The sequence below is a fragment of the Streptomyces sp. NPDC005774 genome, assembly GCF_042871645.1.
Lineage (GTDB): Bacteria > Actinomycetota > Actinomycetes > Streptomycetales > Streptomycetaceae > Streptomyces > Streptomyces pratens.
Genome location: NZ_JBIAIV010000016.1, coordinates 50,701 through 73,652 on the forward strand (window position 1 = coordinate 50,701; position 22,952 = coordinate 73,652).

The 22,952-nt window shown below is 71.8% G+C and carries 23 protein-coding genes; 9 read left to right on the forward strand and 14 right to left on the reverse strand.

Features of this window, described 5'->3' with window-relative positions; genetic code table 11:
* Window positions 1-290: 290 nt before the first annotated feature.
* Together ACFYQA_RS16995 and ACFYQA_RS17000 are read left to right on the forward strand one after the other, a co-directional pair.
* Complete coding sequence (locus ACFYQA_RS16995; RefSeq protein ID WP_388917758.1) at window positions 291-992, forward strand: ATP-dependent Clp protease proteolytic subunit; 702 nt, start codon at window positions 291-293, stop codon at window positions 990-992.
* A gap of 2 nt (window positions 993-994) precedes the next feature.
* Window positions 995-1,597, forward strand: a complete 603-nt coding sequence (locus ACFYQA_RS17000; protein ID WP_388917761.1) for a ClpP family protease — start codon at window positions 995-997, stop codon at window positions 1,595-1,597.
* A gap of 25 nt (window positions 1,598-1,622) precedes the next feature.
* Here the strand turns inward: ACFYQA_RS17000 and ACFYQA_RS17005 are convergent, their stop codons facing one another.
* On the reverse strand, window positions 1,623-2,045 hold the full coding sequence (locus ACFYQA_RS17005; RefSeq protein WP_388917764.1) for a helix-turn-helix domain-containing protein: 423 nt from the start codon (window positions 2,043-2,045) through the stop codon (window positions 1,623-1,625).
* 186 nt (window positions 2,046-2,231) lie between these two features.
* On the opposite strand from ACFYQA_RS17005, the gene ACFYQA_RS17010 reads away from it, so the two are divergent.
* On the forward strand, window positions 2,232-3,125 hold the full coding sequence (locus tag ACFYQA_RS17010) for an RNA polymerase sigma factor SigF (RefSeq protein ID WP_388918087.1): 894 nt from the start codon (window positions 2,232-2,234) through the stop codon (window positions 3,123-3,125).
* 132 nt (window positions 3,126-3,257) lie between these two features.
* Here the strand turns inward: ACFYQA_RS17010 and ACFYQA_RS17015 are convergent, their stop codons facing one another.
* Complete coding sequence (locus ACFYQA_RS17015; RefSeq protein ID WP_388917767.1) at window positions 3,258-3,713, reverse strand: ATP-binding protein; 456 nt, start codon at window positions 3,711-3,713, stop codon at window positions 3,258-3,260.
* Window positions 3,714-3,913: 200 nt separating this feature from the next.
* Between ACFYQA_RS17015 and ACFYQA_RS17020 the strand changes: the two genes are divergently transcribed.
* On the forward strand, window positions 3,914-4,498 hold the full coding sequence (locus tag ACFYQA_RS17020; protein ID WP_388917770.1) for a PRC-barrel domain-containing protein: 585 nt from the start codon (window positions 3,914-3,916) through the stop codon (window positions 4,496-4,498).
* Window positions 4,498-4,941 carry a PRC-barrel domain-containing protein gene (locus ACFYQA_RS17025; RefSeq protein WP_388918090.1) on the forward strand — a complete coding sequence of 148 codons (444 nt, stop codon included), beginning with the start codon at window positions 4,498-4,500 and terminating at the stop codon, window positions 4,939-4,941. The genes ACFYQA_RS17020 and ACFYQA_RS17025 overlap by 1 nt, the downstream gene beginning before the upstream one ends.
* On the opposite strand, the gene ACFYQA_RS17030 is transcribed toward ACFYQA_RS17025, so the two are convergent.
* Window positions 4,942-6,234: a DUF6777 domain-containing protein gene (locus ACFYQA_RS17030; protein ID WP_388917773.1), complete on the reverse strand. Its 1,293-nt coding sequence runs from the start codon at window positions 6,232-6,234 to the stop codon at window positions 4,942-4,944. It lies immediately after the preceding gene.
* A gap of 168 nt (window positions 6,235-6,402) precedes the next feature.
* Between ACFYQA_RS17030 and ACFYQA_RS17035 the strand changes: the two genes are divergently transcribed.
* Window positions 6,403-7,686, forward strand: coding sequence for a streptophobe family protein (locus ACFYQA_RS17035; RefSeq protein ID WP_388917776.1), 1,284 nt, complete (start codon window positions 6,403-6,405; stop codon window positions 7,684-7,686).
* 27 nt (window positions 7,687-7,713) lie between these two features.
* Here the strand turns inward: ACFYQA_RS17035 and ACFYQA_RS17040 are convergent, their stop codons facing one another.
* The 5 genes from ACFYQA_RS17040 to mgrA form a co-directional block, all read right to left on the reverse strand.
* Complete coding sequence (locus ACFYQA_RS17040; RefSeq protein WP_388917779.1) at window positions 7,714-8,799, reverse strand: serine/threonine-protein kinase; 1,086 nt, start codon at window positions 8,797-8,799, stop codon at window positions 7,714-7,716.
* Window positions 8,796-9,575, reverse strand: coding sequence for a hypothetical protein (locus ACFYQA_RS17045; RefSeq protein WP_388917782.1), 780 nt, complete (start codon window positions 9,573-9,575; stop codon window positions 8,796-8,798). The genes ACFYQA_RS17040 and ACFYQA_RS17045 overlap by 4 nt, the downstream gene beginning before the upstream one ends.
* A gap of 7 nt (window positions 9,576-9,582) precedes the next feature.
* Entirely contained in the window at window positions 9,583-11,916 is a 2,334-nt protein-coding gene (locus tag ACFYQA_RS17050; RefSeq protein WP_388917785.1) for an FHA domain-containing protein, read from the reverse strand.
* 106 nt (window positions 11,917-12,022) lie between these two features.
* Complete coding sequence (locus tag ACFYQA_RS17055; RefSeq protein ID WP_332425311.1) at window positions 12,023-12,433, reverse strand: hypothetical protein; 411 nt, start codon at window positions 12,431-12,433, stop codon at window positions 12,023-12,025.
* Between the two features lie 298 nt (window positions 12,434-12,731).
* Window positions 12,732-13,724 (reverse strand): L-glyceraldehyde 3-phosphate reductase, encoded by a 993-nt coding sequence (mgrA, locus tag ACFYQA_RS17060; RefSeq protein ID WP_386392100.1) that lies wholly within the window; start codon window positions 13,722-13,724, stop codon window positions 12,732-12,734.
* 144 nt (window positions 13,725-13,868) lie between these two features.
* Between mgrA and ACFYQA_RS17065 the strand changes: the two genes are divergently transcribed.
* Window positions 13,869-14,753 (forward strand): LysR substrate-binding domain-containing protein, encoded by an 885-nt coding sequence (locus tag ACFYQA_RS17065; RefSeq protein WP_388917789.1) that lies wholly within the window; start codon window positions 13,869-13,871, stop codon window positions 14,751-14,753.
* Window positions 14,754-14,841: 88 nt separating this feature from the next.
* Window positions 14,842-15,357: a DUF664 domain-containing protein gene (locus tag ACFYQA_RS17070; protein WP_388917792.1), complete on the forward strand. Its 516-nt coding sequence runs from the start codon at window positions 14,842-14,844 to the stop codon at window positions 15,355-15,357.
* Here the strand turns inward: ACFYQA_RS17070 and ACFYQA_RS17075 are convergent.
* The gene (locus ACFYQA_RS17075) at window positions 15,339-16,415 is read right to left on the reverse strand and encodes an adenosine deaminase (RefSeq protein ID WP_388917795.1); all 1,077 of its coding nucleotides are present in this window, start codon (window positions 16,413-16,415) and stop codon (window positions 15,339-15,341) included. The two genes, ACFYQA_RS17070 and ACFYQA_RS17075, sit on opposite strands and share 19 nt — an antisense overlap.
* A gap of 339 nt (window positions 16,416-16,754) precedes the next feature.
* Between ACFYQA_RS17075 and ACFYQA_RS17080 the strand changes: the two genes are divergently transcribed.
* The gene (locus ACFYQA_RS17080) at window positions 16,755-17,216 is read left to right on the forward strand and encodes a pyridoxamine 5'-phosphate oxidase family protein (RefSeq protein ID WP_388917799.1); all 462 of its coding nucleotides are present in this window, start codon (window positions 16,755-16,757) and stop codon (window positions 17,214-17,216) included.
* 54 nt (window positions 17,217-17,270) lie between these two features.
* Here ACFYQA_RS17080 and ACFYQA_RS17085 read toward each other — a convergent pair whose 3' ends face one another.
* From ACFYQA_RS17085 to ssuE, 5 genes are all read right to left on the reverse strand, one after another.
* Window positions 17,271-18,641 (reverse strand): phospholipase, encoded by a 1,371-nt coding sequence (locus ACFYQA_RS17085; RefSeq protein ID WP_388917802.1) that lies wholly within the window; start codon window positions 18,639-18,641, stop codon window positions 17,271-17,273.
* Window positions 18,642-18,760: 119 nt separating this feature from the next.
* On the reverse strand, window positions 18,761-19,669 hold the full coding sequence (locus ACFYQA_RS17090; protein ID WP_388917805.1) for a glycoside hydrolase family 19 protein: 909 nt from the start codon (window positions 19,667-19,669) through the stop codon (window positions 18,761-18,763).
* 269 nt (window positions 19,670-19,938) lie between these two features.
* Complete coding sequence (locus tag ACFYQA_RS17095; protein WP_388917808.1) at window positions 19,939-21,087, reverse strand: LLM class flavin-dependent oxidoreductase; 1,149 nt, start codon at window positions 21,085-21,087, stop codon at window positions 19,939-19,941.
* A 26-nt stretch (window positions 21,088-21,113) separates the two neighbouring features.
* The gene (locus ACFYQA_RS17100) at window positions 21,114-22,307 is read right to left on the reverse strand and encodes an SfnB family sulfur acquisition oxidoreductase (RefSeq protein ID WP_388917811.1); all 1,194 of its coding nucleotides are present in this window, start codon (window positions 22,305-22,307) and stop codon (window positions 21,114-21,116) included.
* Window positions 22,304-22,864 (reverse strand): NADPH-dependent FMN reductase, encoded by a 561-nt coding sequence (ssuE, locus tag ACFYQA_RS17105; protein ID WP_388917814.1) that lies wholly within the window; start codon window positions 22,862-22,864, stop codon window positions 22,304-22,306. The genes ACFYQA_RS17100 and ssuE overlap by 4 nt, the downstream gene beginning before the upstream one ends.
* Between the last annotated feature and the right edge of the window lie 88 nt (window positions 22,865-22,952).

The window sequence follows — 22,952 nt, forward strand, 5'->3', positions numbered from 1 at the left end:
TGTTGGTGGTCATGAGTACCTCCTGAGGCGTGGAACGCGGTCATCCGTATCGACCGGTCCGGACTCCGGAACTCATCGCCCGGCGGCGGAACGACCACGGGAACGCGGGGCCCGGGGCCGGGAGGGGCCTCTGCCCGTGGCGAATCTGCCACGGGCAGAGAAATCCCCGCGGGTCCCCGCGGCCGGTCGAGAGTGGAGGTACGCGGTCGCACCAGCCGCGTACCGACGGACTGCACAGGCACACCCACGCACGACCGGACAGCCACACACCGACACCCATGGGAGTACCCATGTCTCCACTCAGTACCGGACTTACCACCGGACGCGCATCCGGTCTCGCTGCCGGGTTCGGCGTCGGCCGGCCACCGGTCCCGCTGCCCCGGGCCGAGGAGGGCGACACCCCCTTGACCCGGTTCGACGACCACCTGGCCGCCCAGCTCCTCGCCCAGCGGATCATCCTGCTCGGGACGCAGGTCGACGAGGTTTCCGCCAACCGGGTGTGCGCGCAACTGCTGATCCTGTCCGCGGAGGACCCGCGCACCGACATCAGCCTGTACGTCAACAGCCCCGGCGGGTCCGTGCACGCGGGCCTGGCGATCTACGACACGATGCGGCTGATCCCCAACGACGTCTCGACGCTCGCCATGGGATTCGCCGCCAGCATGGGCCAGTTCCTGCTGAGCGTGGGCGCACCGGGCAAGAGGTTCGCCCTGCCCAACGCACGGATCATGATGCATCAGCCGTCCGCCGGGATCGGCGGCACCACCGCCGACATCGAGATCCAGGCGGAGAACCTGGAGTTCACCAAACGGACGATCGAGCGGATCACCGCCGAGCACACCGGCCGGTCGGCGGAGACCATCTCCCGGGACGGTGACCGCGACCGCTGGTTCACGGCCGAGGAGGCCAGGGAGTACGGAATGGTGGACCGGGTGGTGGAGTCGCTCGACGACGTCCGCCCGGCCGCGGCACGACGCATGACGGGGCTGTGACCATGGGGGCGTACACGATTCCGAACGTCGTCGAGCGCACCCCGCAGGGCGAGCGGTCCTACGACGTGTTCAGCCGGCTGCTGTCCGAGCGGATCATCTTCCTCGGTACCGAGATCGACGACGGGGTCGCCAACGTCGTCATCGCACAGCTTCTCCATCTGGAGTCGTCGGCCCCGGAGAGCGAGATCGCGGTCTACATCAACTCCCCGGGCGGCTCGTACACCTCGCTCATGGCGATCTACGACACGATGGCATTCGTGCAGGCGCCGATCTCGACGTACTGCGTCGGGCAGGCCGCGTCCACGGCTGCCGTGCTCCTGGCCGGCGGGGACGCGGGGCGCCGGTTCGTGCTGGAGCACGCGCGTGTGCTCCTCGGGCAGCCGGCCACGGGCGGGCAGCGGGGCACTGTCTCCGATCTGTCGCTCCGGGCCAAGGAGATGCTGCGGATCCGTGCCCAGGTGGAGGAGGTCCTGTCCCGGCACACGCACCACGACGTGGCGACACTGCGGGCGGACATGGACCGCGACAAGGTGTTCACCGCGCAGGAGGCCGTGGCGTACGGCCTGGCCGACGAGGTACTGAGCCGGCGCCTCGTGGGTGTGTGAGGCGCCGGCACGGGCGCGGCCCGGGTCAGGCGGCCAGGCACAGGCCGTCGTACGAGGCGCGGGCCGTGCTCCGGCTCGCGGGAGCCCGCCGGCCGGCGATGCGGACGAGTTCTCCCTGAGCCCGCGACAGCAGGTCGCCCAGGCCCAGGCCCAGGGCCTGGGCGGCGGCCGCGAGGACCTCCGAGGATGCCTCCTTGCGGCCCCGTTCCACCTCCGACAGATACGGCATGGAGATCCGGGCCGTGTCGGCGACATCCTTCAGCGTCCGCTCCTGGGCGAGCCGTTCCCGGCGCAGCACGTCGCCGACCAGGTCGCGCCAGAGCGGCTCCCTGGGAGTGGGAACGGCGGGAGCCGGGGCTGGAGTCGGAGCCGGTGGGGCGGCGGAGTGGCGCACGGGCGCGGGCCGCAGGGGGATGACGCCGGTGTCGAGGGGCACTTGGTTTCTCACCCCTCCAGCGTAGGAATCCTCGCCCCGAGGGGAAGGGTGCGGCGTTCCGCTCTGAGTGAAGGAGGCGGCACCGCGCGTCACCGTGAAGATTCTTGAAAGTCGGGTGGAGTGTTCGGAATGGAGCTGGGTAGTCGCAACTCCGAAGGACCAAGGCACATGTCCATCGGACTTTCGTGGGGAGAGGTAATGGAGACCGCCGTGATCCGGTCGCAGGCGCAGGTCGTCGAAAGAAACACCGAGGCCGAGGCCGGGACGGGTGACGGAAGCCTGCCTGGGGTCGTCAACCCCCGGACCGTCGCTCCGCGCGATGCCAAGGAGTTGTCCCGTCAGTTCTTCCGTCGCCTGGCGGAACTGGAGGAGGGCACGCACGAGTACCAGTACGCGCGCAACACCCTGATCGAGATGAACATGTCGCTGGTGCGGTTCGCGGCCGGACGGTTCCGCGGCCGTGGCGACGACATGGAGGACATCGTCCAGACCGGCATGATCGGTCTGATCAAGGCGATCGACCGGTTCGAGCTGTCGCGCGAGGTCGAGTTCACCTCCTTCGCGTTGCCGTACATCGTCGGCGAGATCAAGCGTTTCTTCCGTGACACCACCTGGGCGGTCCACGTGCCGCGCCGGCTCCAGGAGCTGCGGGTGGAACTGGCCAAGGCCCGCGAGGAGCTCGCCAGCAGGCTGGACCGCGAGCCCACGGTCGCCGAGCTCGCCACACTGATGAACATCACCGAGGAGCAGGTCAACGAGGGACGGCTGGCCGCGAACGGCTACAACTCGTCATCGCTGGACGCCGCCCTCACCGGTGACGGCCCCGAGAACGGCGAGTCCGTCCTGGCCGACTTCATCGGTATGGAGGAGGAGGGACTGCGGCTCGTCGAGGACTTCCACGCACTCGCCCCGCTCATGGCCGAGCTCAGCGACCGCGACCGGGAGATCATCCGGATGCGGTTCGTGGAGGAGGCCACCCAGGCGGAGATCGGCGAACGGCTCGGGTGCTCGCAGATGCACGTCTCCCGCCTGATCAAGCGGATCATCGGCCGGCTGCGCGAGGGCATGCTGGGCGAACTCGGCTGCGCCTGACGGCACGGAACACGGAATGCGGCTGCTGTCCCACCCCCGCGGGGGTGGGACAGCAGCCGCATTCCGTGTTCCGGGGTGCCGGGGTTCGGCACGTGCAGACCGCCCGGGACGTGCGCCGGCCGCAGGTGCCGTTCAGCCGGCGTCGAAGCTCAGCACCGCGCGGACACACTTTCCGACCGGTACCCGCTCCACGCGGATGTCGCGCGCCAGAACCTGCACGATCTCCAGGCCGTGGCAGCCGATGCGCTCGGGATCGCGGGGGTAGATACGAGGCAGCGTGCCGCTGCTGTCGTAGACGGCGACCGTGATCGATTCGTCCGTACCCTCCAGCTCCAGGATGTACGGGCCGTTGCTGTGCCGGTCGGCGTTGGTGACCAGTTCGCTCACGACCAGGAGTGCCGCGCCGTCGGTCCGCTCGCCGATCGTGGCGCACCACTCGGTCCTGAGCTGCTCCAGGAACAGCGATGCGAAGGCACGCGCCTCGGCGATGCATCCCGGCTCGCCGGTGAAGTGTGCTGCCCGCCGTAGCGGTTCCACGGGCACGTCGAAACCAGTCGGTATCACTGCCCCGTCCAGGTGATCGATCATGTGCTTCTCTCTGCGAAGCCGGGCCGACCGGACGAGCCGGACGATCTGCACAGGTGCACGTACCCCGAGTTCGGCTGCTCAGTCCCCCGATCGGTGTTCGCCACGCCACAGAACGGGAACCCGGCCTCAGCGGGAGGGGATGGCGGGTGACGGGCATGCGGGAAGGGCGACGGCCAGGGGCGGCAGCGGGAAGGCGACCGATGAGCGAGCTGTTGGCGGTACGGAGCCTGTCGACGCTGCCCGTGGTGACGCTGGGCGGCGATGCCGTCGCCCACGTCAAGGACACCGTCCTCGACGCCGAGGCCGGGTGCATCACAGGCTTCACCCTCACCGGCCGGACCCTGCTGTCGGGCTCGCCGGCCCGGGACCTGCCCTGGCCGGCGGTGCACTCCCTCGGCCGTCACGCGGTCATGGTCCGCGACGAGGAGGCGCTGTGCGACCTGCCCCTGTCGGTGGCCCGCCGCGATGCCCTGCGCGGGCGGCTGCTCAGGGCGCAGGTCCTCACCGACGAGGGCGACCGGCTCGGTACGGTGCTCGACGTCCTGGTCGAGGGCGGCACCAGCGGCCGGATCGTCGCCTTCCGGCTCGCCGCGCACCGGGGGCCGGTGCCGGGTTCGAGGCACCGGCGGCACCGGGTGTACGTGCCCTACGGTGAGGCGGTGTCCGTCTCCGGCCGGTCGCTGGTCGTCCCCGCGCACGTCACCGCCTATGTCACCGACGACCTGCCGGACTTCGTGGCACGGGTCGGCGCGTTCCACGCCCGGCGGACGGGCGTCCTGCCGTGATGCTGTTCTCCCGGGTGCGAGGGCTTCCGGTGCTGACCCCGGACGAGGGGATCCGTCTGGGTGTCGTACGGGCGCTGACGGTCGACGCGGCGTCCGGCACCGTCACGCACGTACGGGTACGGCGCGGACGGCTGCGCGGGGACGCCGTCCTGCCCTGGGACGCCCTGGACACCGCCGGCCCGGACATGCTGATCGCGGCTCCGTCCTCCGCTCCGGCCGTGGCTCCGCCGCATCACGATCTGCTCGGCCGCAGGGTGCTCACCGAGGACGGCGAGGAGCGCGGCACCGTGCTCGACGCGGCGTTCGATCCGCTCACCGCCCGTATCGAGGCGATCCTGACGACCATCGGCGAGCTGCCGGCCGAGCGGCTGCTGGGGCTGGGCGACCACGCTCTGGTGGTACGGGGGCGCAGGGCAGCGCGTGACCGGAGCCGGTCCGGCTGATCATTCGCCTGGATCCCCGGGTGTGAACCCCCGGGCGGCGCCGCTCGTGGCATCGCTCATGAGGCCGCTCGTGCCGTTGCCGCCGGTGCCGTTCGGTGCGTCGTTCGTGGTGCCGGACTCGGCCGGTGGTGGCGCCTGGGGTGCGGACGGCGGCGGTTCGCCGGTCGTCGGGCCGCTGTCCCCGGAATCGCTCGACGGTGGCTCGCCGGGGAGATCGTCCTCGCCCGTCGCCGGCCCGGAGCCGGGGGTGGACGGGGTGGCCGGCGGGGTCGACGGGGAGGTGTCGGGTGACGGCGACGAGGGGGTCGTGTCGCCCGGCGACGGGTTCTGCCCGTCCGGTGGCTTCGTGGGGCGGTCCTTGCCGCCCGCGTCGCCCTGGTTCCGCTCGAACCAGCCGCCGTCGGTGTCGCGGACCACGAACTTCTCGATGTCCCGCGGAGCGGGGTCGACCACGACGACCTTCGAGGGGGAGTAGCCCGGCCAGGGGGTGCCGGTGTAGCGGGGGTCGGACTGTTCGACCGGCTTGGTCAGCGGGTTGCCGCAGGCGCAGCGGACCCGGGGGACGCCGCGGGCGTCGACGAGCACGGCCGTGCCCGCCTGGAGGACGGCCTGGTAGTCGGTGGCGGCGGCGTCGCGGTATCCGTGGTTGGTGACCCTGATGTCCAGCCGGAGTTGCAGCGGGGTCAGCGAGCGCAGGTACGAGGGGACCTCGGAGGATTCGACGCCGGCCACCGAGGCGAACGCCTCGTTCTTCGCCGGCACCTCCCGGAGGTACTTGATCTGCTGCTCCACGTCACAGCTGGAGACGTCGCGGGTGCCGCCGTACAGGCCGGGTTCGCCACCGCGGACACCGCGCACCGCGGTGGCCGGAGAGGACTCGGACGCCGATCCGGTGGTCGGGGCGCCGGTGGTGGGCGGGGCGGAGGTCGTGGGTGGCGCGGAGCCGTTCTCGGCCGTCGACTCGGTGAACGGGTCGGGGCCGGTCGCGTTCGCGGCCTGGAGGAAGACCTCGCCGCCGCCCGCCTCGGATCCGCCGTCGGTGCGGGTGAGCACCACGGCGAGGACCACGGCCACCGCCATGGCCGCGACGAGCACCCCGAGGCCGGGTACGGACCTCCACCACAGCCGCTGGCCTCGCCCGGACGGCCCCGTGCCGTTGCCGCCGTCTCCCCCGCCCGCTCCACCCGGCGGTGGCGGCGGGGGCGGGCCCGAGGACGGAGGCGGGGAGGAACCCGACAGAGGCCCGGAGGGAGGTCCGGCGGGCCGGCCGGAGGACGGTGGTTCGACGGTCACGAGCCCTTCTTCCCGGAGCGGCTTCAGGAGATGACCATCAGGTCAGTATCGGCATGACGATTCTTCCGTTATGGGTTCATTGTGTGCCCCGGTGGCGCGCCCGCCGCAAGCCGACGCGGACGGACCTCCCGGCAGGCGCCCCGTGCGGAGGCTGCTTAGCGTGCAGTGGTGAGTTCACCCACCCTCTCCGACCTGGCGGTCCCCCGCCACGGCTGGGCGCAGGCCCTCGTCACGGTGCTGGGCGGGCTGATCGCCATGGGCCTCGTAGCCGCGCTCGGACTGTGGGCGGCCGGTGCCACGGGTCTCCCGGACGGTTCGTTCCCCACGGTGCTCGCTGCGACCGTCGTCACGGCCGTCGGCGGGTCGGTGGACCTGTCCGGCGACGCGGGCGACCTGGCCGGCGCGGAGGGCGGCCTGACCGTCATGCCACTGTCCGTCACTCTCACCGGCGCCCTGTTCATCGGCTGGGGCTTTCTGCGCCCGTTGCGCCACCGGGCCGTCGCCGGGGCGCCGGAGCTTGCCGGGTGGGCCGCGAGGGTCGCCGCCCTGTGGCTGATCGCCCTGCTCTGCCTCGCGTTCGCCGCCCGGCACACATTCGAGATCTCCCTCGGGGAAGGTGCCCTGGGGGATCTCGGTGATCTGTTCGGGGTCTCCCCCGAGGTCGGCTTCGCCGCCGATGTGCCGCTGACCCTTCTCGTCGGCCTGCTCTGGCTGGCGGGTGTCCTGGTGCTGGCCCTGCTGGTGTCGCGCGGCGCCCCACTGCCGCTCCGGCTGCTCCGGTTCCAGACGGCGGTACGGCCCGCCGCGCACGCGGTGCTGCAACTGCTGCTCGCCTTCGTCGTCATCGGTGCCGTGATCGCGCTGGTCGTCGCGGCGACTCGGGGGCGTCCGGCGGAGACGTTCGCCGTGCTCCTGCTCGGCCTGCCCAATGTGACCTGGCTCGCGCTGACCATCGGGCTGGGCGCCACCTGGGACGGCAGGGTGGAAGGCCCCTTCGGGCTGCCCATGCCGCACGTCCTCGACGAGGTGCTGCGGACCGAGGACGTCTCGGCGCTGAACCTGAGCACGCTCGCCGAGCACGACGCCAGGGTGTGGTGGCTGCCGGTGGCCGACGCGGTCCTGCTGCTGGCCGTGGCGTTCGTGATGGCGGCCCTGTCACCGGCCCGGGTCCGGGCCCGGCAGCACGCCGTGCACTTGGCGGTGGCGCTCGCACTGGCGGTCCTGACGATCTGCCTGGTCGGCCGGATCTCCGCCCGGCTCGGCCTGTCCGTGCTCGGCATCGGCGACCTGGGCACGGGGCTCTCCGGTCAGGTCCTGCTGAAACCGCGTCTGCCGGTCGCGCTGGGGCTGGCCCTCCTGTGGGGTCTGGTCGCCGGCTTCGCGGGCGCGCTGCTGGCCCGGGGGGCGCGCCGCCGCGGCCGGCCGGACCGGCCGAGGGGGGCGGACGGCTGACCGGGCGGGCGGGAACTCCCCAAGACTCTAGGTCCGCGCCGGCCCGAACACCGGTTCCGCCCAGGCCGGTGGAGGCTGTGGCGCGTCCCGCTCCGCCCCTCCCCCCGTTGACGCGGCTCCACCCCGGCCTTCGACGGCGTTTCCGCTCCCGTCTCCACCCGTGCTCCCGTTCCGGCTTCCACGCGGGTCCACGCGGGTGGCGGGGTGCCCCTCGGGGGCGGTCGTGGTGGCGCCGCCCCCCGTGACGGCGGCGCGCAGGGCGGCGACGAGGTCCAGGCAGGACGCGTACCGGTCGTCGGGGCTCTTCGCCAGCGCCTTGGCCAGGACGGCGTCGGTCTGCGGGGGAAGGTCGGGGCGTACGGCGGTCAGGGGCGGCGGCTCGTCGTACTGGTGGGCCCAGAGCAGGGCCATGTCGTCGTCCCGGCGGAAGGGCGGATGGCCGGCGAGGGTCTCGTGGACGACGCAGGCGAACCCGTAGACGTCGCAGCGGGCGTCGACCGGACGCCCGGATATCTGTTCCGGGGCCACGTAGTCGAGCGTGCCGACGAACTGGCCGACGGTGGTGAACCCCGTCAGGGAGAGGGACTTCTTGGTCAGGCCGAAGTCGGTGAGGTAGACGTGCTCGGGGTGGTCGCTGTCGGTGCCGCGGGCGACCAGGATGTTGCCGGGCTTGACGTCCCGGTGGACCAGGCCGTGCTCGTGGGCGGCGTCGAGCGCCGAGGCCACCTGCACGGCGATGCGCAGCGCGGTGCGGGACGGCAGGGGCCCCTCACGGTCGAGGAGGTGGCGCAGGTCGCTGCCTTCGACGTACCGCATGGCGATGTAGAGGATGCCGTCCGTCTCCCCGGCCTCGAAGACGGGGACGATGTGCGGGTGGTCGATGGCGGCGGCGGTGCGGGACTCGTGGGTGAAGCGGCGGCGGAAGACGTCGTTGCGGGCGAGTTCCGGGGCGAGCAGTTTCAGGGCGACGGTGCGGTCCAGGCGCAGGTCCCGGGCGCGGTAGACGACGGCCATGCCGCCACGGCCGATCTCGCGCTCGAGGCGGTAGCCCGCGACCTGCTGCCCCGTCAGCTCGGAGGGCCGGCCGGCGAACAGGCTGGTGTCGTGCGTCATCGGACGTCACGGTCCGGGGAAGGGCCCGAGGAGACGGCGCGGGTGGGTTCGCCGGGCACGGCCCTGGTGGGTTCGCCGGGCACGACCCTGGTGGGTTCGCCGGGCACGGCCCTGGTGGGTTCGCCGGGCACGGCCCTGGTGGGTTCGCCGGGTACGACCCGGGTGGGTTCGCCGGGCACGGCCCTGGTGGGTTCGCCGGGTACGACCTGGGTGGGGGCGTGTCCGGGGGATGCGGAGGCGTCGGGGGCCTCGGAGACTCCGGGGACGCGCGGCGGGTCGTCGGCGGGCGGGTCGTCGGCGGCGTAGGTGTGCAGGCGGGTGCCGTCGGTGTAGACCCAGCGGCCGTGGTCGGAGTCGTAGAGCCACAGGGACTCCCCGTCGACGACGAGGCCGACGCGCAGCCCCCGGGTGCGTATGCGGAACCCCTCGCCGTCGAGGCGGCCGTCGGCCAGTGCCTCGACGGCCGCCCGGTAGCCGGCCAGGGCCTCCTCGGCCCGGGTCAGCAACGGCCGGGGGTCGACGGTGCGGACCGGGGGTGCTTCGGAGGCGGGCGGGTCCTGGGGCACCGCGACCAGCAGACGGCCGTCGACCCAGGCCGACCAGCCGTTGGAGCACAGCACCTGGCCCCAGTCCCCGCGCCGCTCGACCAGCCGTACCGGCAGCAGCGGGTCGAGGCCGACGGTGGGCCCGGCGGGGTCGGGCGCCTCCCAGGCCCGCATGCCGTCGCCCGGTACGACATGGGTGGGCCGGAATCCGGACGTGGACGGGGTCGTCATGAGCCGGCTACCTCCGCATCACGGCGGGTTCATGGCGGCGCAGCAGCCGCGACACGGCGAACGCGAACAGCGCCGAAAGGACCAGCAGCATCGCCACATCGAGCATCCACACTTCCGGGGAGTGCTGGAAGAGCGGGTCCGCGGTGGTCTCCCCCGGGGCGATCCGGGCCAGGTCGACGGTGCCGGCCATCGCGCCGAACGCCCAGCGCGAGGGCACCAGCCAGGAGAGCTGCTCCAGGACGGGCACGCCGTCCAGTTTCAGCAGGGCACCGCAGAAGACGACCTGGACGATGGCCAGCAGCACCAGCAGCGGCATCGTCACCTCCTCCTTGCGCACCAGCGCGGAGACGAGCAGGCCGAGCATCATGGCGGTGAAGCCGAGCAGGGCCACGGCCACCGTGATCTCCACCAGGGGAGGCATCAGCACGCCTTCACCGCCTGGTGCGTCGAGGTCGACCCCGAGCAGGGCGACCAGGGTGAGCACCACCGCCTGCAGCACGGTGACCGTGCCCAGCACGATGATCTTCGACATCAGGTACGCCGATCTGGACAGGCCGACGGCCCGTTCACGCCGGTGGATCGGGCGTTCCTTGACGAGTTCCCGCACGGCGTTGGCTGCGCCCGTGAGGACGGCGCCGACGCACAGGATGAGCAGGGCGTTCATCGCGGTGCTCGGGGTCAGGGTGCCGCCGGCCAGGGCACGGGCCATCGCCCCCATCACGAAGGGCAGCGCGATCATGATGGCGAGGAACGTGCGGTCCGCGCTGAGCGCGGCGGCGTAACGGCGTACGAGGGTGCCGAGTTGCGCGGTGCGGCTGCGCGGCCGGGGCGGCGGGGCGACGGCGACCGGGCCGGCCGTCCGCTGCCGGGGCTGGGCGGTGGCGTCGGCGATGTACCTGCCGTGGAAGGGCGAGGCGCGGTAGTCGCCCGCCCAGTCGCGGTCCCGGTCGCGTTCGAAGGCTTCGAAGGTTTCCGGCCACTGCTCGAATCCGAAGAACGCGAGGGCGTCCTCGGGCGGTCCGTAGTAGGCGACGCGTCCTTGGGGGGCGAGCATGAGGAGCCGGTCGCACACGTCCAGGCTGAGCACGCTGTGGGTGACCACGATGACGGTGCGGCCGTCGTCGGCCAGGGCGCGCAGCATGTGCATCACCGAGCGGTCCATCCCCGGGTCCAGACCCGAGGTCGGCTCGTCGAGGAACAGCAGGGACGGCTTGGTGAGGAGTTCCAGGGCCACGCTGACGCGTTTGCGCTGACCGCCGGAGAGGCTGTGCACGGGCTGTTCCGCCCGCTGTTCCAGGCCGAGTTCGCGGATGACCTCGTCGACCCGGGAGCGGCGCTCGGCCTTGGCGGTGTCCTGCGGGAAGCGGAGTTCGGCGGCGTAGGACAGGGCGCTGCGGACGGTGAGCTGGGCGTGCAGGATGTCGTCCTGCGGGACGAGACCGATGCGCTGGCGCAGTTCGGCGTAGTCGCGGTAGAGGTCGCGGCCGTCGTAGAGAACGGTGCCGTGGTCGGCGGGACGCTGTCCGGTGAGGGCGTTGAGGAGGGTGGACTTGCCCGCGCCGCTCGGGCCGACCACGGCGAGCAGGCACTTCTCCCCCACCGGGAACGACACCTGGTCGAGCAGGGTCCTGCGGCCGTGGTCGACGACGACGGTGAGGTCCTGCACCTCGAGGGAGATCTCGCCGGTGTCGACGTACTCCTGGAGTTCGTCGCCGACGAGGCAGAGCGCGGAGTGGCCGATGCCGACGATGTCACCGGGGCCGACCGGGGCGCTGGTGACGGGCCTGCCGTTGAGGTAGGTGCCGTTGTGGCTGCCGAGGTCGGCGATCTCGTACGTCCCGTCGGGCAGCGCCCTCAGTTCGGCGTGCCGGCGGGAGACCACGAGATCGTCGATGACTAGGTCGTTGTCGGCGGCGCGGCCGATGCGGACGGTGCGGGTGGGCAGCGGCCGTACGGTGGTGGGCCGCCGGTAGGTGCCGGTCAGGGCGGGGCTCGACACGGCGGAGAGGCGTTCGGGGGCGGGCGGCGGCGGCCGGTCGATCAGGAGAGCGCTCGGTCCGTCCTGAGGGCTGCCGAAGCGGATGACGCTGCCGGGGCCCACGTCCCTCACGTGCACACGGTGGCCGTCGGTGTAGGTGCCGTTGGTGCTGCGCTCGTCCTTGATGGTCCAGTGGCCGTCACCGGGGTGGAGCACCGCGTGGTGCCAGGAGACCCGGGCGTCGTCCATGACGATGTCGCTCAACGGGTCGCGTCCGACGTGGTAGTCGCGGACCGGGCTCATCAGGGTGGAGCCGCTGTCGGTCTCCACGAGGAGCTCCGGTGCGACCGGCCGCTCGACCATGCCTGGATTCTACCGATTGGCCCGTTCGAGTGCCTGGTGTGGCGGATGGGACCGGGGCGGGGCGCGGGTCAGGCGACGGGGACGCACAGGACCGGGGCAGGGCGGATCAGGCGACGGGGACGCCCAGGACCGGGGCCGCGCGCTGCATCCGCAGGGCGTCCACGGACTCGGCCAGGAGCTCGTACTCGGTGGTGTCGTCGCCGGTGGCCAGGCGCACCATCTGTCCGGCGGCCAGGGCCTCGGCCATTTCCTCCTGGTGGGCGACGTCGCCGCACCAGGCACGCAGCACGGCGGGTACGTCGGGTACTCCGTCGGCGACGGGGACGAGCGCGCCCGGGGGTAAGTGTTCGGCCTCCGGCTGCGGGTCGAGGCGCTCGGCGATCCAGGAGGCGCGGTCGCGCAGCCACCACAGGGCGAGGGCCAGGGTGGGGGCGCGGTACGTGCCGAGGGGTACACCGATGCGGCGGCCGTCGCAGACTCCGTACGCCGTGACGTGGCACAGGAACTCGTCGTGCACGATTCTCTCCCCCGGTTGCGTTGCCCGTCGGCCGACCGGGCTCGCTCTCCGGTGGGTCGCGTGCTGTGCGTGAGGGCGCCGTTGCGCGGGGTGAAGCGCTCTCGTTGTCGAGTATGTTCACCGCTGAATCACTGTCACCACGCCTTTCCGGCCACTCTCCTGGCATATTCGCCCCTCTGGTTGGCCGAAATGGTGCGTTTGCGGCGCCCGGCACTGCACGAAGCGGACCCGGTACGGCGTCGGCCGTGCCGTCATGACGTCGACGACACGGCCGGAAACGATCTGCCGGACGCCGGCCCTACCGCTTGACGACCGCGTCGATGCGGGCCAGTTCGTCCGCGTCGAAGTCGAGGTTGCGGGTGGCCGCGACGCTGTCCTCCAGCTGCCGGGGGCTGCTCGCCCCGACCAGGGCCGAGGTCACCCGTCCGCCGCGCAGGACCCAGGAAAGCGCCATCTGCGCGAGGCTCTGGCCGCGGGACTCGGCGATCTCGTTCAGCGTGCGCAGCCGCTCCACCAGCTCACCGGTGACGGCGTCGGTGTTCAGGAACGGGCTGTCGCTCGCGGCCCGGGAGTCCTCGGGGATGCCGTCGAGGTAGCGGGCGGTCAGCAGACCCTGCTCCAGCGGGGAGTAGGCGATGGAGCCGACCTGGAGCTCGTCCAGGGCGTCCAGCAGGCCTTCGTCCTCCGGGCGCCGGTCGAGCATCGAGTAGCGGGGCTGGTGGATCAGCAGCGGGGTGCCCAGCTCGCCCAGGATGCGGGCGGCCTCGCGGGTCTGCTCCGCGGAGTAGTTGGAGACTCCGACGTAGAGCGCCTTGCCCTGCTGGACCGCCGAATGCAGGGCCCCCATCGTCTCCTCCAGCGGAGTTTCGGGGTCGAAGCGGTGCGAGTAGAAGATGTCGACGTGGTCGAGGCCCATGCGGTCCAGGCTCTGGTCGAGCGAGGACAGCAGGTGCTTGCGGGAACCCCATTCACCGTACGGACCGGGCCACATCAGGTAGCCGGCCTTGGTGGAGATCACCAGCTCGTCGCGGTACGGCGCGAAGTCCGCGCGCAGGGCCTCGCCGAGGGCGGATTCGGCGGCACCGGGGGGCGGGCCGTAGTTGTTGGCGAGGTCGAAGTGGGTGACACCGAGGTCGAAGGCGCGGCGCAGGATGGCGCGCTGGGTCTCGGCGGGACGGTCGGGACCGAAGTTGTGCCACAGGCCGAGCGAGAGCGCGGGAAGCTTGAGCCCGCTGCGTCCGGTGCGCCGGTAGGGCAGGTCCGCGTAACGGTCGGGGTGCGGGGTGTACAACGCGACTCCAGGGGGTTGGCACACAGGGGGGGTACACGGGCGTCCGGCTCCGTGGAACCAGAACCGGGTTCCACTCTGTCGCGGTTCGCGGGCAGCGGTCCAACAGAGGAATCCGATGGAATTCAGCGAATACGCTTCTCAATCATGGAACTGCGTCACCTTCAGCATTTTGTCGCCGTCGCCGAGGACCAGCACTTCACCCGTGCGGCGGAGCGGCTGCTGGTCTCCCAGTCGGGTCTTTCGGCGTCGATCCGCTCCCTGGAGCGCGAGTTGCAGACACCGTTGTTCGTACGGACGACCCGGAGGGTGGCCCTCACGGAGGCCGGCCGGGCGCTACTGGTGGAGGCCGAGCGGATCCTGGCGCAGGTGCGGGCGGCGCACGAGGCGGTGGCCGCGGTCCAGGGAGTGCTGCGCGGCACGCTCGCCCTGGGCACCGAGCAGTGCATTGCCGGGGTGCACCCGGCGGAACTGCTGGCCGATTTCCGGCGGCGCCATCCGGACGTGGAGATCCGGCTGCGGCAAGGGGGCTCGGCGGCGCTGGCGGAGGAGGTCGCGGCGGGACGCCTCGACCTGGCCTTCGCCTACCGGACCCCCACGGACCCCGACCAGTTGCGGTCGGTGGCCCTCGTCGGCGAGCCGATGACCGTGCTCTGCCATCCCGATCACCGCCTGGCGCGGGCCGGGGCGCCGCTGACCCCGCACGACCTGGGCGGCGAGGTGTTCGTGGACTTCCATCCCGACTGGGGCCCGCGCCGCGCCACCGACACCGCGTTCGCCGGCGCCGGCGTACGGCGCACGGTGGCGCTGGAGGTGAACGACGTGCACAGTCTGCTGGACCTGGTCGACGAGAACCTCGGCATCGCCGTCGTCCCCCAGCATTTCCGGCACAAGCGCGCGGCACTGACCGCCCTGTCGCTGAAGGACACCGGTGAGTCGGTGTACGAGAGTGTGGTGCTGGTCCCGCCCGAGGAGGCGACCAGCCCGGCGGCGCGGGCGCTGATGGCCCTGCTGGACGGCGGGCGGGCGTAGCGGACGGCGCGCGGAGAAGGGCGGCGCACATCCGGCGGGGCGTGCGGAACGGAGCGCGACCGGCGGTGAGATGCGCGAGGGTGGTCCCATGCTTGCCAAGGACATCCTCATCGACGGCTACGGCAGGATCCGCGAAGAGGTCCACGCCGCCGTGACCGGGCTCGGCCCCGACGCCCTGAACACTGTGCCGGCCCCGGGCGCCAACTCCGTCGCCTGGCTGGTCTGGCACCTCACCCGGATCCAGGACGACCACGTCGCGGACGCCTTCGGACTCGACCAGGTGTGGCTCGCCCAGGGCTTCGAGAAGCGGTTCGCGCTCGGCCTGCCCCGCCACGACACCGGGTACGGCCACACCCCGGAGCAGGTCGCCGGGGTGCGGGTCGGTGCGGGCGACCTCCTCACCGGCTACTACGACGCGGTGCACGAGCAGACCCTGGACGCCCTGGGCGCACTGGCCGCCAAGGACCTGGAGCGCGTCGTGGACGAGCGCTGGGATCCGCCGGTGAGCCTGGGGGTGCGCCTGGTCAGCGTCCTGTCCGACGATCTCCAGCACGCCGGACAGGCCGCCTATGTACGGGGGCTGCTTCAGCGCACGGAGTCGTAGCCGGGCAGGACCACGTCCCTGAGCAGGGCGTTGCGCTCGTCGAACGGGAGGAACGCGCTCTTGACGGCATTCACCGTGACGGTCCGCAGGTCCTCGACGGTCCAGCCGGCCTGCTCCACCAGCAGGGACATCTCACGGATCATCGTGGTGCCGGACACCAGCCGGTTGTCCGTGTTGAGGGTGACCCGGAAGCCGAGGTCCTTCAAAGCGGTGATGGGGTGCGTGGCGATCGATTCGGCGGCCCCGGTCTGGAGGTTGGAGGTGGGGCACATCTCCAGCGCGATACGGCGGTCGCGGACCCAGCCCGCGAGCCGGCCGAGCTTGCCCTCGACGATGTCCTCGGTGATCCGCACGCCGTGACCGATGCGCTGGGCGCCGCACAGTTGGACGGCCTGGTGGATGCTGGGCAGGCCGTGGGCCTCGCCGGCGTGAATGGTGAACGGCACGCTCTCACGGCGCAGGTGCTCGAAGGCGTCGAGGTGATCGGCGGCGGGGAAGCCGTCCTCGGCGCCGGCGATGTCGAAGCCCACGACACCCGCGTCCCGGAACGCCACCACCAGGTCGGCGATCTCCCGCGTCCGGTCGAACATCCGCATGCCGCACAGCAGCGTTCCGACCCGTACCGGCGTCCCCGCGGCGGCGGCCTTGGCCATACCGGCCGCCAGGCCCTCCTGCACGGCCTCGACCACCTCGGGCAGGGTCAGTCCGCCCTTCGTCATCAGCTCGGGGGCATAGCGGACCTCGCCGTAGACGACGCCGTCGGCGGCGAGGTCGAGCACGTACTCCTCCGCGGTGCGCAGCAGTCCCTCGCGGGTCTGCATGACGGCGAGGGTGTGCTCGAAGGTGGCTATGTAGCGCACCAGGTCGCCCGAGCCCGCGGCCTCGACGTACCAGGCGGCGAGCTCGTCCGGGTCGGTGGTGGGCAGGGTGTGACCGGCCGCGTCCGCGAGCTCCACCACGGTGGCCGGCCGCAGACCGCCGTCGAGGTGGTCGTGCAGCACGGCCTTGGGCAGCCGGCGGAGGGTGTCGGTGTCGGGGGTGATGCGGGGCGCGGTCATGGTCGGGCGTTCCTCAGCGGTTCGGTGTCGGTGGCGGAATCGATGGCGGAAAAGGGAGGCGGAATCGGTGGCGATGCCGGGGTGTGGGATCAGCCGGCGGGCCGGAGACCGAGGGGCTCGGCGGAGGAGCGGATCGCCTCGTCGTGGTCGTCGACGACCGGGGTGAGCGGGGCGGCACGTCTCATCGGAACCTCTTCGGGGTGGGATCGATCGGCAGAGGTTATACGTAAAACGTGCGCGAACGCCAGTTCCCCTCCCGGCGGTGCCCGGGACCTGGGCCCGAAGACCTACGCCGCCGGCCCGAGGCGTCCGGGCCGGTCGCCCGGCTACCGTCCGCGCATGGAGATCACCGAGACACCGCAGCGGAGCCGGGAGCGGCGCAGAAGCGACGTCCTGGACCGCCTGGAACGGGAGATGGACATCTGGGTGGCCTCGGCGGACGCCGAGGGACTGCCCTGTCTGGTGCCACTGTGGTTCGCGTGGGACGGCGAGGCCGTCTGGTTGGCGACCCGGCCCGCCAACCCCACCGGCCGCAATCTGCGGGAGGGCGGCCGGACCCGGCTGGCGTTCGGCGACACGCGGGACGTCGTCCTGATCGACGGCGTGGTGGAGACGTACGGCGCACGGGAGGTGCCGCCGGTGGCGGCGGAGGCGTTCCGGGAGAAGACCGGCTGGGATCCGCGCGCGGACCGGGCCGGCTACGCGTTCTTCCGGGTGCGCCCCCGGGCGGTGCAAGCCTGGCACGAGGTGCGCGAAATGCCGGAGCGGCAGCTCATGCGGGACGGAATCTGGCTGATGTAGGGCCGTTGCCGCGCCGGACCCGGCGCGGCAACGGCCCTCCTTGTTCGCCCCGGGTTACGGATACGTGTACGTGTTGAGGGCGTCGACGGCGGCCGCCGGGTTGCCGAGGTCGTAGCGGTCCACGGCGAGGAAGTTGGGCTTCTTTCGGGCGGCGGGCTGGCAGAACCGGCCGGCGCGGTCGGCGAGTTTGGCGTTGTCCGTACCGGCCGTGTTCGCCATCGGGGTGTCCCGGAAGTGGTTCATGACGAAGAGGGGGCGGAAGTCCGGCTCGGTGCGGGTGAGCGGGATGTCGGCGCCGGCGTCGTACCAGCGGCTGTAGCAGGACCAGTCTGAGGCGCCGACGCCCGAGCCCATGGACCAGTGGTTCTCGACGGTCCACTCGCGCTGGTACATGACGCCGAAGCTGTCCCGGGTCAGTCCCGCGGACTGGTCGGCGGAGCGGCTGTGGTCGCTGAAGATCAGCAGTCGCTTTCCGGCGGCGGTCAGGTCCGCCATCGTCGGCCAGCCGTTCTCGCGCACGCCGGTGCGGTCGGGCCGGTAGAGCACGTCCGACAGACCGCTGACGCGGGCGAGTTCGGCACGCAGCACGCCGGGGTCGACGTAGTCCTCCAGGAACACGGTGACGACCTGGTCGGGGTGGGTCTTGAGGAAGTCGACCATGCGCTGGAGGTCGACCCAGAGCGCGACGGGCCTGCTGACCAGGGTGCAACTGTTGTGGCAGAGGATCGCGCCGTCCGGGGTCTGGTGGATGTCCAGCATGAATCCGCGCACTCCGTCGGCGAGTTGGCGTTCGATGCCTCGCGTCTGGTTGGGGAAGAGGTTGACGAAGGGCGGGGCGAAGCCGCCGTCGACCCCGTTGGCGTAGGCGTTGTGCGAGGTGAGGAAGGTGATCTGGTCCAGGGTGCGGCTGCCTTGGGGCGGCATGGGGCGGGTGACGGGAGAGACCGGGGTGAGATACCAGTGGGCGAGGTCCGAGGAGCCTGCGGAGACGGCGAGTTGGGCGGGGTGGTTGGCGCCGGAGGGTCTGGGGGCGACCGTGAGGCGCCGGTCGGTGCCGGGTGCGCCGAGTGTGTACCGGTCGGCACCGGCGGGGGTGATGTCCCAGGCCGCCTCGGCGCTCGTGCAGGGGACGGTCCTGGCCTGGTCGCCGACGCGGCCCAGGCAGGTGCCCGGGGTGTCCGTGTTCTCCAGGAGGGAGGAGGCGCCGTTCGGGCGCAGGTTCCACTGCTGGTGGTCCTCGTTGCCGCGGGACCGGTGCTGCTCGACGGATCCGGCGTTGCCGGCCGCGTTCAGGCCCGTGGCCGCGCTCTGCACGTAGAAGGTGCCGGGCGCCGGTACCGCGCCGGCCCCGGCCGCGGGGGTCGGTGCCACGACCGCCGCGAGAAGAGCGGTGGTCGTGGCGAGCAGGGCGTGGGGGGTGCGCATGGTGGGTGCCCTTCGTCCGAAGGATGGCCGCGTACCGTCCACGCACACGAAGTGGACGTGGACGGTACGCGGCCGGATCAGATAGTCAGGGGCATGACACCATGCGCGGCCGTCCCGCGTCAGCAGTACAGGTTGCCGCCGGGTGACGTCCCGAGGATCTGGGTGAACTGCTGATATGTGGTCACCCTGCTCTGCACCTGCGCCGGGTTGCGGCCGTCACACTCCAGGGAGCCGTTGATGCTGCGGATCGTCTGGCCGAAACCGGCCTGGTTGACCATGGCGTTGTGCCCCGTCATGCTGCCGGGACCGGACTGGGTGTTCCAGTACCACAGGGCCGTCTTCCAGGCGACGGACGCGTCGTTCTGCACCAGCCAGGGGTTGTTCAGCAGATCGATGCCGAGCGCGTCGCCCGCGGCCTTGTAGTTGAAGTTCCAGCTCAGCTGGATCGGCCCGCGCCCGTAGTAGCCGGACTGACCGGCCGGGCAGCCGTACGGCTGCCCCCAGTCGCAGTAGTGCGAGTAGTTGGCCGTGTTCTGCTCGACCACATGCACCAGACCACCGGTCTCGTGGCTGACGTTGGCCAGGAAGGCGGCGGCCTCCTGCTTCTTCACCGTGTCGCTGCCCGTGTTGGCGAAGCCGGGGTAGGCACTCAGGGCCGCCTTCAGCCCGCTGTAGGTGTAGAAGGGGTTCCGGTTCGGGAACATCTGGTTGAACTGCGCCTCGGTCACGACGAAGTTCCCGACCGGTGTTCCGGGGCCGTTGTCACAGGAGTACGGCTCCCAGTACCAGGTACTGATGATCGGGTCGTAGCCCGGATTGCCGTGCTCGGCGATGTACGCCCGGCCGTCGGTGTAGCGGACGACATCGCCGGCGTTGTACCACTGCCCGGCGACCCAGTTCGGGTAACTGGAACACGCGGCGGCGGCCGAGGCGGGGGCGGCGGAAGCGGTCGCGGCGGGGAGCAGCACGGGCGCACTGGCGGCGATGACGACGGCAGCCAGAACGGAGGAAATGCGGCGTCTCGACAAGGGATCAACTCCTATGCGGGACACGGCCGCTCCCGAGCGAGGGCATGCCGGAGCGGGGTCTCGCCGCACGCGCCGGCGGGGCCGGCCACGGGGTGGGGGGCGGCCGTGGTGGGGGGTGTCGCATCCACTCAACCGCATTGGTCTGTACCAGTCAAGTCTGCGGACCGGTCGACTCCGGAACCCCGTGCCGGATGGTCAATTGCCTATTGGTGAAAGGTTGGTTGACCGTTTCGAACGGTCCCGTCACGCCCCTTTCGCCGTGTCCTCCACTACCGCGCGAACGGCACCTGGGCGGGGACCGCGGGCTCCACGGCCTCCTGGAAGGGGTGCCGCCACACCCCCTGTGCGGCGAGGCGGGGCAGGACACCCTCGCCGAACCAGTACGCCTCCTCCAGGTGCGGGTAACCGGAGAGGACGAACTCCTCCATGCCCAGGGCGTGATATTCCTTGATCCGCTCGACGACCTCGTCGTGGCTGCCGACCAGGGCGGTGCCCGCGCCGCCGCGCACCAGCCCGATACCCGCCCAGAGGTTGGGGTGGATCTCCAGCCCGTCCCGGCTGCCGCCGTGCAGGGCGAGCATGCGCCGCTGCCCCTCGGACTCGCTTAGGGCGAGCCCGGCCTGGACGGAGCACACGGTCTCCCGGTCGAATCCGTCGAGCAGCCGGAACGCCTCGGACCAGGCCTGTTCGGCGGTGTCGCGGGTGATGACGTGCAGCCGGATGCCGAACCGCAGGGTGCGGCCCTCGCGGGCGGCGGCCGACCGCACCCGTTCGATCTTCTCGGCGACCTGCGCGGGCGGCTCGCCCCAGGTGAGGTAGACGTCGACGTGCCGGGCGGCCACCTCCACGGCGGCGGGCGAGGAGCCGCCGAAATACACCTCGGGCACCGGGTCGGGCACCCGGGCCAGGGACGCGTTCTGCACACTCAGGTGCTCCCCGTCCAGGCTGACGGTCTCACCACCCCACAGGTCCCGTACGATCCGCAGGAATTCGTCGGTACGGCGGTAGCGCGCGTCCTTGTCGAGGAAGTCGCCGTAGGCGCGCTGCTCATGGCTCTCACCGCCGGTGACGACGTTGAGCAGAAGCCGTCCGCCGGACTGCCGCTGGAAGGTGGACGCCATCTGCGCGGCGAGGGTCGGCGAAACGAATCCCGGCCGGAAGGCGACCAGGAACTTCAGCCGTTCGGTGTGCCGGCTGACCATGGCGGTGGTCAGCCAGGCGTCCTCGCACCAGGCGCCGGTGGGGGTCAGGGCACCCACGAAGCCGAGCTGCTCCGCGGCACGGGCGATCTGGCTCAGATAGGCGACGGTCGGCGGCCGGTCCCGCCCCGAGACGGACGCCGGGGCGCCATGACCTCCGCCGACGACGTGGCGGCTGTCGCCGTTGGTGGGCAGGAACCAGTGGAAGGTGAGGGACACGAAGGGTCTCCGATCAGATGCGTTCGTCAGAGCAGGCCGTGGCGGGGCGGCAGCGTTCCGCTCAGCACGTACCGGCCGATGTGATGGATCTTCCAGCGCACCGGGTCGTGCAGGGTGTGGGTGCGAGCGTCACGCCAGTGCCGGTGCAGGTTCGAGGAGTTGAGGGTCGCGCGGGTGCCGGCGACCTCGAAGAGAGCGCCGGCCACCTCGACCGCGGTGTCGGCGGCGTGCGCCTTCGCGGCGGCCACCGCGATGGACGCCTCGGCGGCCGAGGCGTCGGTGAGAGCGGCGCGGGCGGTGTCCACGGAGCGGGCGGCCTCCCGCAGTAACGCCTCCGACGCCCTTACACGGATCGCGAGTTCACCGAACCGCTGGACGAGCAGGGGGTCGTCGGCCGCGGCGTCGAAGCCGCTCTCGAACCAGGGGCGGCTCTTCGTCCGGACGAACTCGGCGGCCTCCGCCAGCGCTCCCCCGGCGATCCCCGCGTCGATCGCGGCGTGCAGCAACTGGGCAGTTGTTCCGTGCAGTTGAGGGCCACGGAAGGTGAGATGGTGCGGGAAGAGATGGCCGGCCGCCACCGGGACACCGTCCAGGCGCACGGTGCCGCTGGCCGTGGTCCGCTGCCCCATGCCGTCCCAGTCGTCGATCACGGTGAGGCCCGGAGCGTCCCGCGGGACGAAGGCGACGTGCAGGTTGTCGTCCTCGGCGCGGGCCAGAACGGGGATCCAGTCGGCGAAGAGGGCTCCGGTGGCGTAGTGCTTGACGCCCTTGAGGACGTACGAACCGTCCGGCCGGGGCTCCAGGCGGGTGCGGATGTCCTGGACGTGCCGGGTGCCCGCCTCGGACTGGGCGTTGCCGAGGCGGCGGCCCGCGAGCAGCTCCGTGAAGAAGAACGCGCGCTGCTTGTCGGTTCCCTGACGGCGGATCACATTGACGTAGACGAAGTGGCTCTGCGGGATCTGGGAGAGGCTGGCGTCGGCCGCGGCCAGCAGCCGGAAGATCTCCGCCAGGGTCTCCTGGCTCACGTCCGCCCCGCCGTACTCGGCCGGGACGGTGACGGCGAGCAGACCGGACGAGGCGAGCCGGTCCACCTCCGCGCGCGGCAGCCGGCGTTCGGCGTCGCGCGCGGAGGCCTCCGCGCGGAACTCCTCGGCCAGGGCGGCGGCGACGGCGAGCGCTTCCACGTCGTCGGCGATGACGTGTGCGGCGCCCCCGCTCAACTCGCGACCGCCAGCGTCGCCGGGGTGGCGGGGCGCAGGGCCGCCGAGAACTGGTCGACCACCTGGGCGAGGGCCTCGGCCGCGCCCTGGGCGACGGCCAGCGAGCCGTCCTCGTGCACGGCGATGTCCTTGTCGAGGGTGAACCAGCCCTGCACGATGTGGGCCGCGCCCATGGAGTTCAGGACCGGGCGCAGAGCGTAGTCGATGGCCAGGACGTGGGCGGTGCTGCCGCCGGTGGCCAGCGGCAGCACCGTCTTGCCGGTCAGCGCGTACTGCGGCAGCAGGTCGAGGAGCGCCTTGAGGACACCGGAGTACGACGCCTTGTAGACGGGAGTGCCGACGACCACGCCGTCGGCACGGGCGAACAGTCCGGCGGCCTCGACGACGGCCGGATGGCGGAAGTCCGCGCCGAGCAGCGCCTCGGCGGGGAGGCTGCGCACGTCGAGCGGGATCACCTCGTGCCCCTGCGCGGTCAGCCGCTGGTCCAGGTGGCGCAGCAGCCTGTTGGTACGGGAGGAGGCGGAGGGACTGCCGGAAACGGACAGGACGGTGGCCATGGCTCCCCTTTCGGGAGGCTCGGGATTCGGAAGGACTCAGGGCTCAGGGCTCAGGGCTCAGGGCTCAGGGCTCACGCAGGCTCCGTGA

Bases quoted from the DNA above. Each gene is read 5' to 3' on its own strand.
- ACFYQA_RS17025 (WP_388918090.1), top strand. From the start codon at position 4,498: ATGCTGTTCTCCCGGGTGCGAGGGCTTCCGGTGCTGACCCCGGACGAG.
- ACFYQA_RS17050 (WP_388917785.1), bottom strand. From the start codon at position 11,916: ATGGTCGAGCGGCCGGTCGCACCGGAGCTCCTCGTGGAGACCGACAGC.
- ACFYQA_RS17085 (WP_388917802.1), bottom strand. From the start codon at position 18,641: ATGCGCACCCCCCACGCCCTGCTCGCCACGACCACCGCTCTTCTCGCG.
- ACFYQA_RS17045 (WP_388917782.1), bottom strand. From the start codon at position 9,575: ATGACGACCCCGTCCACGTCCGGATTCCGGCCCACCCATGTCGTACCG.
- ACFYQA_RS17080 (WP_388917799.1), top strand. From the start codon at position 16,755: ATGGAGATCACCGAGACACCGCAGCGGAGCCGGGAGCGGCGCAGAAGC.
- ACFYQA_RS17020 (WP_388917770.1), top strand. From the start codon at position 3,914: ATGAGCGAGCTGTTGGCGGTACGGAGCCTGTCGACGCTGCCCGTGGTG.
- ACFYQA_RS17065 (WP_388917789.1), top strand. From the start codon at position 13,869: ATGGAACTGCGTCACCTTCAGCATTTTGTCGCCGTCGCCGAGGACCAG.
- ACFYQA_RS17010 (WP_388918087.1), top strand. From the start codon at position 2,232: ATGGAGACCGCCGTGATCCGGTCGCAGGCGCAGGTCGTCGAAAGAAAC.
- ACFYQA_RS17015 (WP_388917767.1), bottom strand. From the start codon at position 3,713: ATGATCGATCACCTGGACGGGGCAGTGATACCGACTGGTTTCGACGTG.
- ssuE (WP_388917814.1), bottom strand. From the start codon at position 22,864: ATGGCCACCGTCCTGTCCGTTTCCGGCAGTCCCTCCGCCTCCTCCCGT.
- ACFYQA_RS17040 (WP_388917779.1), bottom strand. From the start codon at position 8,799: ATGACGCACGACACCAGCCTGTTCGCCGGCCGGCCCTCCGAGCTGACG.
- ACFYQA_RS16995 (WP_388917758.1), top strand. From the start codon at position 291: ATGTCTCCACTCAGTACCGGACTTACCACCGGACGCGCATCCGGTCTC.
- ACFYQA_RS17075 (WP_388917795.1), bottom strand. From the start codon at position 16,415: ATGACCGCGCCCCGCATCACCCCCGACACCGACACCCTCCGCCGGCTG.
- ACFYQA_RS17070 (WP_388917792.1), top strand. From the start codon at position 14,842: ATGCTTGCCAAGGACATCCTCATCGACGGCTACGGCAGGATCCGCGAA.
- ACFYQA_RS17000 (WP_388917761.1), top strand. From the start codon at position 995: ATGGGGGCGTACACGATTCCGAACGTCGTCGAGCGCACCCCGCAGGGC.